The organism is Asanoa sp. NPDC049475, assembly GCF_040676915.1.
In the GTDB taxonomy this organism is placed as follows: domain Bacteria; phylum Actinomycetota; class Actinomycetes; order Mycobacteriales; family Micromonosporaceae; genus Asanoa.
Genome location: NZ_JBFAPY010000001.1, coordinates 665,212 through 678,546, shown reverse-complemented (window position 1 = coordinate 678,546; position 13,335 = coordinate 665,212). Strand labels below are relative to the sequence as shown.

The window sequence follows — 13,335 nt, the reverse complement described above, 5'->3', positions numbered from 1 at the left end:
TCAGGCCGCGGTGAGGCGTTCGGCGGCGGCGGCGATCCGCTCGTCGGTGGCGGTCAGGGCGACCCGGACGTGACGTTCGCCGGTGGGTCCGTAGAACGCTCCGGGCGCCACCAGGATGCCCAGCTGGGCCAGCGCTTCCACGGTCGACCAGCAGTCCTCGTCGCGGGACGCCCACAGGTAGAGGCCCGCCTCCGAGTGGGAGATCGCGAAGCCGGCCTTCTCCAGCGCTTCGCGCAGCACGCCGCGCCGGGCGGCGTAGCGCGTGCGCTGCTCGGTCGCGGACGTCTCGTCGTCGAGCGCGGCCACCATCGCGGCCTGCACCGGCTGCGGCACGATCAGGCCGGCGTGCTTGCGCACCGCCAGCAACTCACCCACCAGCGCCGGGTCGCCGGCCACGAAGCCGGCCCGGTAGCCGGCCAGGTTGGAGCGCTTCGACAGCGAGTGCACCGCGAGCAGGCCGTCGAGCGAGCCGCCGTTGACCGACGGCGACAGGATCGAGGTCGGCTCGACCTCCCAGCCGAGGGTCAGATAGCACTCGTCGCTGGCCACGACCGCACCGCGCTCGCGCGCCCAGTCGACCACCTTGCGCAGATGGGCCGGGGGCAGCACGCGGCCGCTCGGGTTGGCGGGCGAGTTGACCCAGATCAGCTTGACGTCGGTCGCCGGGCCGAGCGAGACCAGCGAGTCGGCGCGCATGACCTTGGCGCCGGCCAGCCGCGCACCCACCTCGTACGTCGGGTAGCAGACCGGCGGGATCACCACGACGTCGCCGTCGCCCAGCCCGAGCTGGGCCGGCAATCCGGCGACCAGCTCCTTGGAGCCGATCGTCGGGAGCACGCCGATGTCGTCGGAGGTGGCGCCGCAGGCGCGGGCCACCCACCGACGGATCGCCGACCGCACGGCCGGCGTGCCCGCGGTCAGCGGGTAGCCGGGCGCGTCAGCGGCCGCGCACAGCGCCTCGCGGACGACAGCCGGGACCGGGTCGACCGGCGTGCCGATCGACAGGTCGACGATGCCGTCCGGGTGCCCTGCCGCGACCGCCTTGGCCGGCTCCAGCAGGTCCCACGGGAAGTCCGGCAGGGTGGCCGAGACCCGCACGCCGCTCAGTGCTCGCCTTCCCGCGGGGGCTGGGCTGCCACGACGGCGTGATCCTTCTCGATCTTGCCGACCTTGGACGCGCCACCCGGGGAGCCGAGGTCTTCGAAGAACTCGTAGTTGGCAGTGGTGTAGTCCTTCCACTGCTCCGGCACGTCGTCCTCGTAGAAGATCGCCTCGACCGGGCAGACCGGTTCACAGGCCCCGCAGTCAACGCACTCATCGGGGTGGATGTAGAGCATCCGGTTGCCCTCGTAGATGCAGTCGACGGGGCACTCCTCGATGCACGCCTTGTCGAGCACATCGACGCACGGCTCCGCGATGATGTAGGTCACGGGTTTTCTCTCCTCCGTAGCCACGCCGCGATCACCCGCGACGGTCAAGAGCCTAGTATCTCGCGTGGAGGGGGGTCGATCGTGCTCCGACGGCAGGATGTGGGACACCGTGTGGTGATCCGGCGGATTGTCGGTGTTCGCCACGGTCGCCCGATCTACTCCGACGCCCTCGGCGAGCTCGTCGCGGTCGACGAGAGCAATCTCACCGTGGCCACCGCCAAGGGCACGATCGTGATTCCCCTGGCGGAGGTGCACCGGGCCAAGCGGGTGCCGCCGCAGCGCCGCCCGACCGCCGCCGACGTGATCGCGCTGGAGCTGGCGGCCGACGCCGCCTGGCCTGCGCCGATCCGCGGCAAGCTGGGCGACTGGCTGCTGCGCAGCGCCGAAGGATGGACCGGCCGGGCCAACTCCGCGCTGCCGATCGGCGACCCGGACCGGCCGCTGGAAGCGGCGATCGACGCGATCGAGGCCTGGTACGCCGAGCGCGGCCAGCCCGCCCTGGTGAACACGCCGTTGCCGCTCGCGGCGCCGGTCGGAGCGGCGCTGGACGCCCGCGGTTGGACCGCCCGCCCGCTCACGCTGCTCCAGACCGCGCCGTTGCCGCCGCTGGCCGAAACGGCTGAGCCCTCGGGCGTGTCGCTGGCCAAGGCGCCCAGCGACGACTGGCTCGCCATCTACGAGGCCCGCAAGCGGAGCCTGCCGCCCTCGGCGCTGCACGTGCTGACCGGGCCACCCGAGGTCCGGTTCGCGGGCGTCTACGACGGCGACACGCTCATCGCGGCGGGTCGGGGCGCGGTGGTCGGCGACGAACGGCGCTGGCTGCACCTGGCCTCGATCGAGGTCGTGCCGGCGCACCGGCGGCGCGGCCTGGCCCGCAAGGTCACCGCGGCGCTCGCCGGCTGGGCTCTGGAGCTCGGCGCGACCCACGCGTTCCTCCAGGTGGAGGAGCGCAACTCGGCCGCGGTCGCGCTCTACGGGACGATGGGCTTCACCACCCACCACAGCTACCTGACCCGCGAGCAGCCCCTCAGCGCCGGACGACCCGACGCGGCTTGCTGAGCTTGGCCTTGGAGTACGCGGCGAGCTGGCGCGAGCGGAAGTCCCGGCCGAGCACCACGAGCAGTAGGTAGCCGACCAGGAACCCGCCGGCGGTGCAGGCCGCGTAGAGCCAGATCTGCGCGAAGAACTCGCCCGCGCCGCCGCCGAACGGGTTGCCGCCGAACACCGCCGGCCCGATCAGCACCGTGGCCAGGCAGGCGACCAGTGCGGCACCCGCGATGTCGGCGATCAGGATGCCGACCGGGCGGTCGCGCCCCCAGCGGAAGGCGACGACCGCCAGCGTCAGCGCGACGACGCCGAAGAAGACCAGCGAGACCCGGTCCTGCATGTCCGTGTCGTCGCCGAACGCGAAGTTCGCGACCCCCCGGGCAACCAGGTTGATCGCGAACAACGCGCCGGCGAGAACGCCGATCCGTAGCCAACGGTTTGTCACGCACGCCTCCAACGCTCAGCCGGCGTCAGTCGGCGTGGGCTCACCGCCTCCAGCCACCGCCGGAGTTGGCCGGCGGCGTCACCGGTGCGACCGGCACGTCGTTCGGCTGCTCCGGCTGGATGTCGGGCGAGTCGGTCGTGGCCTGGTCGGTCGCGCCCTGGTCGCTCGCGGGCTTGTCGTCGGTGGGCTTTTCGCAGACGTAACGCGGTTCCGCATCGTAGCGCCAGGTGAACTTCTCGCGCTGCACCTCTTTGCCATCCTTGGTGATGATGCGGTAGGCGTCCTGCGTGAACCCATCGGTGCCCGTCGTCGCGATGCAGTCCGGGCCGGCCGGCAGCGTCTTGTTCTCCGGCTTGGTGATGTCGTGCTTGGGCTGCCACTCGGTCTTGACGCTGTCGTAGACCTTGGTGCTCCACATCGACACCGTGATCGAGTCCTTGGTGTACGACGTGTCGATCAACATCCCGTACGGCGTGGTGTTCTGGAACTTGAGGTCCAGGTTCGGCCAGTAGATCGTCGACTCGATCACCGACGGGTACCGCGAGATGTAGAACGAGTGCGGCTTGTGCTCGACGTCCTTGAGGCCGGCGTAGTAGCTCGCGTTGAACAGCGTGGTCGTGAACTGCGAGATGCCGCCGCCGACCGCGGGCACGAGCTTGTTGTTGTCGATCACGGGTGCGTCGACGTAGCCCTGCTCGTAGCCCCGCCAGCCGGTGAAGCCGTTCAGCGAGAAGGTCTCACCGGGCTTCACCACGGCGCCGTCGACCTTCTTGGCCACGGTCACGATGTTCTTGACCCGCGGCTCGGTCAGCCCGCCGGTGAACTTCGTGGTGAACGAGGAGACCTTCTCCTTGACGCCGAGCTTGCTCAGGTTGGCGTCGTTGACCTGGGCCGGGGCCGGGTTCAGCGTGGCGTCCACGCTGCGGGGGCCGGTGTGCGGCAGCACGCCGAGCACGTCGGTGGCCAGCTTGCCGCCGTCCACGTACTGGCCGCCCGCGGCGCTGACCAGCACCTGCTGGGTGGCGCCCTCGCCCTTCACCGCGCTCGGCGGCGACGACTCGATCTTGGAGATGGCCGGACCCATGGCGGTCCGCAGCGCGCCGGCGTCGACCGACGGCGTGACGGTGCCGTCGGCGGCGCCGTCGATCTTCAGGCTCTTGGCGATCATGTCGGGCGTGATGGTGACGTCGCCCTTCGCCGAGTGCACGGTCACCGGAGCGGCCACCGCCGGCTTGACCAGCGTGTCCATCAGCTGGTCGACGGCGGCGCGCGCCTTGGTGTTGTCGACCTCGACCAGCGGCACCGACACGGTCGGGGCGCCGGGCTGGCCCGGGCTGGGCACGGTCCCGCCGGTGGTCACACCGGCCGCCGAGATCGCGTCGACCCAGCCGGTCTTCACGGCGTCCGTGGCCTTCGGCAGGTCAACTGCCTTACCCGGCGACGGGTACGTGACGTGGGGGGTGACGCCGTCGAAGGTCACCGAGCCGGGGGTGGCGGCGTCGCCGGTGACCTGCTCGACCGTGGGGCGCAGCGCGGCGTCGAGCTTCGTGGCGTCGAGGGTGACCTGAGGCTTGACCGGGTCGCCGCCGTGCGCGGCGGCCGCGGCCACCGTCGCGTCGACGTCGACCGCGAGACCGACCTGGTCGGGGGTGACCTGGGCGTCGGCCGCCTTGGCGGAGTCGCCGGTGATGTGCACCGTGATCGGCTTGTCGAGCTCAGCCCTGCCGTCGAGACCCGCGTGCAGGCGGGCGGCCGCGTCCGCGCGGTCGAGGCCGCTGATGTCGATGCCGAGCACGGAGGTGCCGCGGGCGAAGTCGCCCTTCTCACCTCGGTTCGTGAACCCGGCCAGGACACCGATCAGGACCAGCAGCACGGCGAGGACGGCGCCACCGACGGCGTACCGGCGTCGGCGCTTGTTGCTCCAGAGGGCGGTCTGCATCAAATACCTTAAGTCGGGATTTAGTAGACCGCACGAAGTGTAACGAGAAGATCTCAGCTCTGACACGGCTGCGTGGCCGCGCTCACCTTCGGCGCCCGGCGGCGCCGGTCGTTCAGTACAGCGTCCTCGCGGACGTTTTCGCAGGTGGAGAAGAGACAAGCCGGATGCCGACGATCGTCCAGGCGAGGGATCCGAGCCCGATCATGGCCCAGCCCACCCAGTTATTGGATGCGATCAGGTAGTCACCCTCCGTAGTTCTTCCGGCGGCGATAAGGGTGACGGCGAGCCAGATCAGGGCAGGCGGAAAGACAGCCCATTTGCGCCGGGTCGCCCGGTATGCGAAGGCGCCGATGAACAGGTTGCCGACCAGTGCCAGCACCGCCGAGACGCCGATCAGCTGGCCGCCGACCCGCAAGCTGATCAGCTGGAGCTCCAGCACCGCCGACAGCGCTGCCATCAGCACCGCGAGCAGTGCGCCCGCGGTGGTCAGCAGCACGGCGACGGCACCGCGGTCGCGGCTCGGCCTCGGCTCGGGGGCCGGCGACCGCCCGGGCTCGGACGGCTCCGGCGGCTCCGGCGGCGGCACGTGGTCGGTGGGGCTGGACACGCTGGTCACCTCGAACCGGCCTCCGCCGGCGCGGGCTCAGCGGCGGCGATGCCGGCGAACAGGTCGGTCTCCCAGCCGTTCGGGCCATCGCCGGGGCCGCGCTCGCCGGCAGCGAGCGTGTAGTACTCGACGCCCATGAACTCGTTGCCGAAGTCGCCGGCCAGCGCGTAGAGCCACGAGGAGTCGGGGATCTGGGTCGCGTGCGCCTTGAGCGCGGCGACCTTCGCGTCGTGCAGGTCGGTCGCGTCGATCCGGGCGGCGATCTCCTCGTCCGGGGTGCCGAACGGGAAGTCCTCGGCGCTCTCGACGCCCTCGAACGGGTTGCCCACCGTGTCGGCGAAGGCGTGCAGACCCGCCTCGAGCACGCTGCGGGGCATCGCCATCCAGTAGATCTTCTCGGGACCGACGCCCTCGGCCCGGGCGAGCTCCGCCGCCCGCATCGCCACCCGGTGGGCCTGGATGTGGTCGGGGTGCCCGTAGAAGCCGTTCTCGTCGTACGTGATCATGACCTGCGGCCGGGTCTCCCGCATCACCTCGACCAGGTAGGCGGCGGCCTCGTCGAGGTCCGCGCTCCAGAACGACCGCGGGTTGTCGTTGGTGTCGAGCCCCATCATCCCGGAGTCGCGGTAGCGCCCGGCGCCGCCGAGGAAGCGCACGTCGCTGACGCCCAGCGCGGCACAGGCGGCGCGCAGCTCGGCGATCCGGTAGCCGCCGAGCTGGTCGGCGTCGGCCGCGGCCAGCTTGGCGAGCTCGGGGACGTAGATCTCGCCCTCTTCGCCGAGGGTGCAGGTCACGAGCGTGACCTGGTCACCCAGCGCCGCGTAGTGCGCCATCGTCGCGCCGGTGCTGATCGACTCGTCGTCCGGATGGGCATGCACCAGCAGTAGTCGTCGAACCACCGGGCCACTCTACGCGTGTCCGGCGGGGGCCTTTCGGAACGACTCTCACCGGCCCCTTGTACCCCATACGATCCGGATGTGGAGTTTCCCGAGCTGGCCGCGCGGACCCACGGGTTCACCCGCGGCGCCCCGCACCAGGTCACCGTGGCCGCTGACGGCTCGCGGGTGCTGTTCCTGCGCTCAGCCGGCCCGGAAGATCCCACGGACGCGCTATGGACGCTGGACCTGCCGGCCGGCGACGGCGAACCCGGGATCGAGCGACTCGTCGCCGAGGGCCCGATCGACGCGTACGCCACCGATCCGTTGGCCAAGGTCGTGGCCCTGGTCACCGACGGCCGGCTGCGCCAGGTCGACCTGGGCACGGGCACGGTCACCGAGGTCGCCGCGGCCGGTCCGGTCACCGACGCCCGCCCGGACCCGACCGGGACCCGGATCGCCTACCTGAGCGCCACCGGTGAGCTGCGGGTGATCGAGCCGGACGGCGCCGACGTGCTGCTGGCCGGCGAGGGCAACCACGTGAGCTGGGGCCGCGCCGACGAGGTGGCCGCCCGGGATTTCGACCGCCACCGCGGCTACTGGTGGTCGCCCGACGGGCAGACGCTGCTCGCCACCCGGGTCGACGACGCGCGAGTGGCCCGCATCGAGGTCGGCGAGCCGCCGAAGAGCATCGCCCGCTCCCTCGCCGGGGGCGTGAACGCCGAGGTCAGCCTGCATCTGCTCGACCTCGACGGCGGCTGGGTCGACGTGCACTGGGACCGGGAGACCTATCCCTACCTGGTGGCCGTCGACTGGGTCGAGGGCGGGCCGCTGATCACCGTGCTGCGCCGGATGCAGCAGCACGGCCTCGTGCTGGCGGTCGACCCGCGCACCGGGGAGACCCAGGTGCACGCCGAGCTCGCCGACCCGCGCTGGGTCGAGCCCGTCGCCGGCACGCCCTGCCACCTCCCCGACGGCAGAGTGCTGGTCGGCGGCGAGCTCGCGCACGACGGCTACGACGCGCGCTGCCTGTTCGCCGACGGCACGCTGCTCACGCCGCCGTCGCTCTACCTGCGCCGGGTCGTCGGCCGGATGCCCGGCCCGGGCGGCTCCCCCGACCTGCTGGTCGAGGCCAGCGACGGCGAGCCGAGCGAGCAACACCTCTTCCGCGTACGCACGGCGATCGGCGGTGGCGGCGTCGAGTCGCGCCGGCTGACCACCGCGCCCGGCTGGCACACGGGTGCGGTCGGCGGCGACGTGCTGGTGATCGGCGCCCGCTCGCTCGACCACACCGGCACCCGCTGGACGGTCTGGAAGGGCGACGCCCAGGTGGCCAAGCTGGAAATGCTCTCGGCGGAGCCGCCGGTCGCGCCGCGTCCCGCGCTGGAGCGGGTCACCGACCGGCGCCTGCCGGCCGCGGTGGTCTACCCGGCCGGACACGTCGACGGTCGCCGGCTGCCGGTGCTGCTGGACATCGACGGCGGGCCGGGGCACCAGGAGGTGCGGGCCGAGCGGGCCGCCTGGCTCGAGCGAGCGTGGTGGGCCGACAACGGGTTCGCCGTGGTCACCGTCGACAACCGGGGCACGCCCGGCGTGGCACCGTCGTTCGAGAAGGTGGTGCACCGCCGGCTCGCCGACGTGATGCTCACCGACCAGGTCGACGCGCTCGCCGCGCTCAGCGGCAAGCACCCCGACCTCGATCTCGCCCGGGTGGCCGTACGCGGCCGGCGGTTCGGTGGCTGGCTCGCCGCGCTCGCCGTGCTGCGCCGCCCGGAGATGTTCCGGTGCGCGGTGGCCGAGGGCCCGATCGTCGACTGGGCGCGGTGCGGCACCGCCTACGCCGAGCGCTATCTCGGCCAGCCGGTCGACGGCCCGGACATCTACGCGCACCACTCGCTGCTGGAGCTGGCGGCCGAGCCGGTGCTGAGCCGGTCGGCGGTGCGCCCGCTGCTGATCGTGGCCGACCCGACCGACGCGGAGGAGTCGGCGCACGTGTCCCGGCTGTCCACGGTGCTCACCCGCACCAACCGCCCGCACGAGCTGCTCCGGGAGTCCGACCTGGCCCGCCGCCTGCCGGCCGAACGCGACTTCCTGCGCCGTACCGTTTAGCACGTGCCGGAGCTTCCCGAGGTCGAGAACGCCCGCTCGGTGATCGCGCGGGCCGGGCTCGACCGGGAGATCGTCGACGTCGACGACCACGACACGTGGGTCTGCCGGCCGCATCCGCCGGGCGAGATCCGCGCCGCGTTGGTCGGCCGACGGCTGACCGTGGCGCACCGGCGTGGGAAGAGCATGTGGTGCGAGACGTCCGGGGACGGGCCGGTCCTCGGCATCCACCTCGGCATGTCCGGCAAGATCGTGGTGGCCGACCCGGACGGCACGGAGGTCGACGGCGGCGACTACTGGGAGCGCGGCCGGGCACCGGGCGACTTCCGCTACTCGCGGTTCGCGCTGACGTTCGCCGACGGCGGCCGGCTGATGCTGGTCGACCCGCGCCGGCTGGGCCGGATCCGGCTGGACCCGCCGATCGAGCTGCTCGGGCCGGACGCCACGGCGATTACGCCGGCGCAGTTCCGGGCGATGCTCGGCCGCGGCACGGCACCGGTGAAGGCCCGGCTGCTCGACCAGCACGCCGTCGCCGGCATCGGCAACCTGCTCGCCGACGACATCCTGTGGCGGGCTCGGGTGCATCCGGGCAAGCCGGTCGACGCGCTGTCCGCGGACGAGGTGGCGGCGTTGCTGCGGGCCACCCGCTACGCGATCCGCACCTCGGTGAACGGGGGCGGCGTGCACACGCTGGAGATCGTGAACATGCGCGGCCCGGACGCCCGCTGCCCGCGGGACGGCACCCCGATGTCACACGGCACGTACGGCGGCCGCAGCACCTGGTTCTGCCCGGTCGACCAGAGACTGTGAAAGAGGGGCCTCCCACCGGAGGCCCCTCTTTCATTCGTCCTTACTGCTTGATGAACGCGTTGTAGTAGACCATCGTGCCGATCGAGTCGGAGTGGAAGACACCGCCGACCTTGTCGCCCATGACCACGAAGGTCTTGGACTGGTAGATCGGGACGACCGGGTAGTACTTGTCGATGATGGTCTTCTCGATCGCGGACCAGTCGTCGCCCGCCTCGCCGGCCGGCAGCGCCGACGCCTTGTCGATCGCGGTATTGACGTCGTCAGCGTTGAAGTAGGACACGTTCGAGTTGCCCTGCGGGCCGATCTTGCGGCCGTCGTAGAGCACCGGGATCGTCGACGCGCCGCTCGGCCAGTCCGCGCCCCAGTTGCTGATGTAGATGTCGTACGGGTTGTCCTTCGTACGCGCGGTCGGGTTGTGGTTCGGCTGCGCGATGTAGGAGACGACGACCTCGAAGCCGGCCTTCTCCAGGCTGTCCTTGAGCACCGGCGCGGTCTGCTGGCCGAAAGCGGTGTCACGCGACATGAAGGCGAGCTTGATCTTCTTGCCGCCGACCATCTCCTTGGCCTTCTCCGGGTTGCCCGTGGGGCCGCAACCGGTCGGGTCCGCGATCTCCTGGTAGCCGATCGTGGTGTCGGCCTGCAGGTTGTTGGTCAGCCGGCCGGCCGCGTCGCCGCCCTGGGTCAGCAGGATGCCCTGCTTGTCGAGCGCGCAACCGATCGCGCGCCGGACGTTCATGTCGGTGACCTTCTGGTTGTTGATCGCGAGGTACCAGACGAACAGGCTCGGGGTGTCGATCGTGCGCTCCTTGAGCGACGGGTCACCCTGCACCTTGCTCACCAGCGACTGCGGCACGCCGTCCCAGGCGATCGCGTTGGCGTCCGCCCCGCCGGCGATGGCCCGCTCGGTCTGCGCGGCGTCGTCCGGACCCATCTCGACCTCGAGGCCGTCGAGGTAGTTGTGCCGGATCGGGTCGGTGTTGGGGTCCCAGTTCGGGTTGCGCTCCAGCACCAGCTTGCTGTCCTTGACGTACTCCTTGATCTTGTACGGTCCGGACGAGAAGACGTGCCGGTCGTACTCGAGCTTGGTGTCCTTGGCGGCCGGCAGCGGCGCCGAGGTGCCCATGGACAGGGCGAACGGCAGGTCGCAGTGCGGGTTCTTGAACTCGAACTTGAGGCCGTAGTCGCCGTTGACGGTCAGGCCCGGCACGTTGGTGTTGCCGGAGGTGTAGGGGCCTTTGTATTCCGCGTTGTAGGTCGGGTTGTCGGCCAGCCACTCCTGCACGTACGTGGGGCCGCCGTCGATGGTCTCCTCGAACGACCGGGCGATGCCGTACGCGACGTCGGCGGCCTTGACCTCCGTGCCGTCCTCGTACTTGACGCCCTTCTTGAGGGTGTACTCCCAGGTCTTGCAGTCCTTGTTGACGTCCTTGCCCGGGTCTTCGGCGAGGTCACCGACCAGCGTCAGCTTGCCCTTGCCGTCTTCCCGGAACTGGGTCAGGTTGCGGACCAGCATGTGCTGCACGGCCATCGCGCCCACGACGTAGGTGCGCTGCGGGTCCATGTGCTCGAAGTCGGTCTGCTGGATGACCTTCAGGATGCCGCCCTTGGTGGCACCCTCCACCTCCGGTGCCGGACCCTGCGACTCCTTGGGGTCGGTCGAGATCGCACCGGTCCTCTCGACGACCTCGTTGCCCTGCTGCGTGCCCTCGCCGGTGTTCTTCGAACAAGCGGCCAGCGTCGCTGTCAGCAGCAACGCGACCCCGGCAGCCGCGGTCAGCCGCCGCGACGTCCGTGATGAACGCATCGGTCACTCCCTCCCTATCCCGGCGGAGGATTGCAGAAATCCTCCGACCTCAGCCTCTACACCGAACATTTCTTTCAGATCACGGGCGCGTGTCGGCACGGCCCACACCGACACGCGCCCGTGGGTCTAGGCGAGACGAACTCTCGGGTCGATGAACGAATACAGGACGTCGACGATGACGTTGGCCGCGACGATGAACAACGCGGCGAGCAGCACCGTCGCCATTACCAGCGGCATATCGAGGTTGATCGCCGCGTTGAGCGATGCCTTGCCCAGCCCGGTGAAGCCGAAGATGGTCTCGGTCACCACCGTGCCGCCGAGGTAGGTGCCCAGGTCCAGACCCGCGATGGTCACGATCGGGGTGATCGCGGCGCGCAACGCGTGCTTCCCGTACACGCGGAACTTGGTCATGCCCTTGGCCCGCGCGGTGCGCACGAAGTCCTCGGACAGCGTCTCGACCATCTGCGCCCGGGACAGCCGCGCGTAGAGGGCGGAGTTGATGAAACCGAGAGCCAGCCACGGCAGCAGCATCGCGGCCGCCCACTTGGCGGGGTTCTCGGTGATCGGCGTGTAGCTGGGATAGGCCAGCCAGCCCGTCTCGTACACGAAGATGATCAGCAGCAACGGCCCGAACAGCAGGATCGGCATCGAGGCGCCGGCGAGCGAGAAGCCGACCGCGCCCCGGTCGAAGATGGTGCCCTTGCGCAGCGCCGAGACCATGCCGACCGAGACGCCGATGAGCAGCCAGACCACCGCGGCGCCGAACACGATGGACAGCGTCACGGGCAGCGTGCGCCCGATGATGTCGGTGACCGGCTCGTCGTTGCGGAACGAGTAGCCCAGGCAGGGCGCCGGGCACTCGCGCATCGCGTCGCCCTCGCCGAACGTGCGCCCCTTGACGATGCCGGCCATGAAGTCGGCGTACTGCTGGGCGACCGGCTTGTCGAGGCCCATCCGCCGGGCGATGCTCTCCTGCTGCGCGGGAGTGCAGGTCTTGCGGTTGCCGCACATGAGCTCGGCCGGGTTGTTGGGCGCCGCGAAGAACAGGCCGAAGGTGATCACACTGACGGTGATCAGCGTCGTGGCCGCGAGGAGCAGCTTCTTGATGAAGAACCGCAGCATCGTCGCGCCCCCTACCGGTCGGACTTCGGGTCGAGGGCGTCGCGCATCGAGTCACCGAACAGGTTGAACGCCAGCACCAGCACGAAGAGCGTGATGCCGCCGGTGAGGGTGAACGCGGGGTCGTCCCGGACGTAGTTGACACTGTCGGCGATCAGCCGGCCGAGGTCCGGTGTCGGCTCGAGGATGCCGATGCCCAGGAACGACAGCGCCGCCTCGGCCGTGATCAGCGCGGGCACGTTGAGCGAGAAGGTGACCAGGATCGGCGCCCAGAGGTTGGGCAGCAGCTGGCGGAACAGCACGTGCCCGAGACCGGCTCCGGAGGCGCGGGCCGCCTCGACGAACTCCCGCTCGCGCAGGGTCAGCACCTGGCCGCGGACCAGGCGAGCGCTGTAGGTCCAGTTGAACAGCACGAACACGACGATCAGGAGCAGTGGCCGGAACCAGGACGCCTCCTGGTCTGTCGGCCCGTAGCGCTGGGCGACCGCGATCGGCACGAACGCGAAGCAGAAGATGTAGAACGGGAACGCCAGCGTCAGGTCGGTCAGCCAGCTCAGCACCGCGTCGACCTTGCCGCCGAGGTAACCGGCGAGGATGCCGATCACGACGCCGAGCACGATGGTCAGCAGCGCCGCGCTCAGCGCGACGAGCAGCGACGTGCGCATTCCGTAGACGATCTGGATGAGGATGTCGCGGCCGAGCCGGGGCTGGACGCCCAACCAGTGCTCACTGCTGACGCCACCCAGATAGCCCAGCGGGTTGCCGTTGCCGTCGAGCTTGTCGGAGAACCGGTCGAGGGGTCCCTTGCCGTAGAGGCGCTCGATCAACGGCGCGGCGATCGCGACGAGCGCGAAGAACACCAGCGCGCTGCCGCTGGCCCAGGCGGTGCGGTCGCGCTTCAACCGCATCCAGGCGAGCTGTCCGGGCGAACGGCCGAGGACGCTCTTCTCGGCGTCGGTGGCCGACACGTCGGCGGCGGGCTCGTCGGCCGTCGTGACCTTGAGGCCGACGGGTCCGGTGGCGCCATCCGTCATGGACCTCGGTCACCTCCTTCCGGGTCGTGCACTGTGCAGTGAACGCTTCGAGTGCGAAAGGAAGTTGCATCCGCCCGCTGGCGCTGAAAGTAAGCTACGGCCATCGAACTGTCAGCCTG

Annotated in this window: 12 protein-coding genes; 3 read left to right on the top strand and 9 right to left on the bottom strand. The window is 70.6% G+C overall.

All coding sequences use genetic code 11. From position 1 onward, the window contains the following. Window positions 1-1,098 (bottom strand): succinyldiaminopimelate transaminase, encoded by a 1,098-nt coding sequence (dapC, locus tag AB0J88_RS03250; protein ID WP_364355443.1) that lies wholly within the window; start codon window positions 1,096-1,098, stop codon window positions 1-3. Between the two features lie 5 nt (window positions 1,099-1,103). After that, on the bottom strand, window positions 1,104-1,430 hold the full coding sequence (gene fdxA / locus AB0J88_RS03245) for a ferredoxin (RefSeq protein WP_239126749.1): 327 nt from the start codon (window positions 1,428-1,430) through the stop codon (window positions 1,104-1,106). An 81-nt stretch (window positions 1,431-1,511) separates the two neighbouring features. Between fdxA and AB0J88_RS03240 the strand changes: the two genes are divergently transcribed. Next, window positions 1,512-2,489: a GNAT family N-acetyltransferase gene (locus AB0J88_RS03240; RefSeq protein ID WP_364355446.1), complete on the top strand. Its 978-nt coding sequence runs from the start codon at window positions 1,512-1,514 to the stop codon at window positions 2,487-2,489. On the opposite strand, the gene AB0J88_RS03235 is transcribed toward AB0J88_RS03240, so the two are convergent. The 4 genes from AB0J88_RS03235 to mshB all read right to left on the bottom strand — a co-directional run bounded on the left by AB0J88_RS03235 (window position 2,458) and on the right by mshB (window position 6,367). Next, complete coding sequence (locus AB0J88_RS03235; protein WP_364355448.1) at window positions 2,458-2,922, bottom strand: hypothetical protein; 465 nt, start codon at window positions 2,920-2,922, stop codon at window positions 2,458-2,460. The genes AB0J88_RS03240 and AB0J88_RS03235 overlap by 32 nt on opposite strands. Window positions 2,923-2,962: 40 nt before the next feature. Further along, on the bottom strand, window positions 2,963-4,861 hold the full coding sequence (locus tag AB0J88_RS03230; RefSeq protein ID WP_364355450.1) for a VanW family protein: 1,899 nt from the start codon (window positions 4,859-4,861) through the stop codon (window positions 2,963-2,965). 112 nt (window positions 4,862-4,973) lie between these two features. Further along, window positions 4,974-5,357, bottom strand: coding sequence for a hypothetical protein (locus AB0J88_RS03225; protein ID WP_364355453.1), 384 nt, complete (start codon window positions 5,355-5,357; stop codon window positions 4,974-4,976). A gap of 116 nt (window positions 5,358-5,473) precedes the next feature. Beyond that, the gene (gene mshB / locus AB0J88_RS03220; protein ID WP_364355456.1) at window positions 5,474-6,367 is read right to left on the bottom strand and encodes an N-acetyl-1-D-myo-inositol-2-amino-2-deoxy-alpha-D-glucopyranoside deacetylase; all 894 of its coding nucleotides are present in this window, start codon (window positions 6,365-6,367) and stop codon (window positions 5,474-5,476) included. Between the two features lie 78 nt (window positions 6,368-6,445). On the opposite strand from mshB, the gene AB0J88_RS03215 reads away from it, so the two are divergent. Then, on the top strand, window positions 6,446-8,452 hold the full coding sequence (locus AB0J88_RS03215; protein WP_364355459.1) for a prolyl oligopeptidase family serine peptidase: 2,007 nt from the start codon (window positions 6,446-6,448) through the stop codon (window positions 8,450-8,452). A 3-nt stretch (window positions 8,453-8,455) separates the two neighbouring features. After that, on the top strand, window positions 8,456-9,259 hold the full coding sequence (locus AB0J88_RS03210) for a DNA-formamidopyrimidine glycosylase family protein (RefSeq protein ID WP_364355462.1): 804 nt from the start codon (window positions 8,456-8,458) through the stop codon (window positions 9,257-9,259). Window positions 9,260-9,299: 40 nt separating this feature from the next. On the opposite strand, the gene AB0J88_RS03205 is transcribed toward AB0J88_RS03210, so the two are convergent. From AB0J88_RS03205 to AB0J88_RS03195, 3 genes are all read right to left on the bottom strand, one after another. After that, window positions 9,300-11,063: an ABC transporter substrate-binding protein gene (locus tag AB0J88_RS03205; RefSeq protein WP_364355465.1), complete on the bottom strand. Its 1,764-nt coding sequence runs from the start codon at window positions 11,061-11,063 to the stop codon at window positions 9,300-9,302. A 126-nt stretch (window positions 11,064-11,189) separates the two neighbouring features. Further along, window positions 11,190-12,185 carry an ABC transporter permease gene (locus AB0J88_RS03200; RefSeq protein ID WP_364355468.1) on the bottom strand — a complete coding sequence of 332 codons (996 nt, stop codon included), beginning with the start codon at window positions 12,183-12,185 and terminating at the stop codon, window positions 11,190-11,192. Window positions 12,186-12,196: 11 nt separating this feature from the next. Next, window positions 12,197-13,216 carry an ABC transporter permease gene (locus AB0J88_RS03195; RefSeq protein WP_364355471.1) on the bottom strand — a complete coding sequence of 340 codons (1,020 nt, stop codon included), beginning with the start codon at window positions 13,214-13,216 and terminating at the stop codon, window positions 12,197-12,199. Between the last annotated feature and the right edge of the window lie 119 nt (window positions 13,217-13,335).

Bases quoted from the DNA above. Each gene is read 5' to 3' on its own strand.
- AB0J88_RS03230 (WP_364355450.1), bottom strand. From the start codon at position 4,861: ATGCAGACCGCCCTCTGGAGCAACAAGCGCCGACGCCGGTACGCCGTC.
- AB0J88_RS03205 (WP_364355465.1), bottom strand. From the start codon at position 11,063: ATGCGTTCATCACGGACGTCGCGGCGGCTGACCGCGGCTGCCGGGGTC.
- AB0J88_RS03200 (WP_364355468.1), bottom strand. From the start codon at position 12,185: ATGCTGCGGTTCTTCATCAAGAAGCTGCTCCTCGCGGCCACGACGCTG.
- AB0J88_RS03195 (WP_364355471.1), bottom strand. From the start codon at position 13,216: ATGACGGATGGCGCCACCGGACCCGTCGGCCTCAAGGTCACGACGGCC.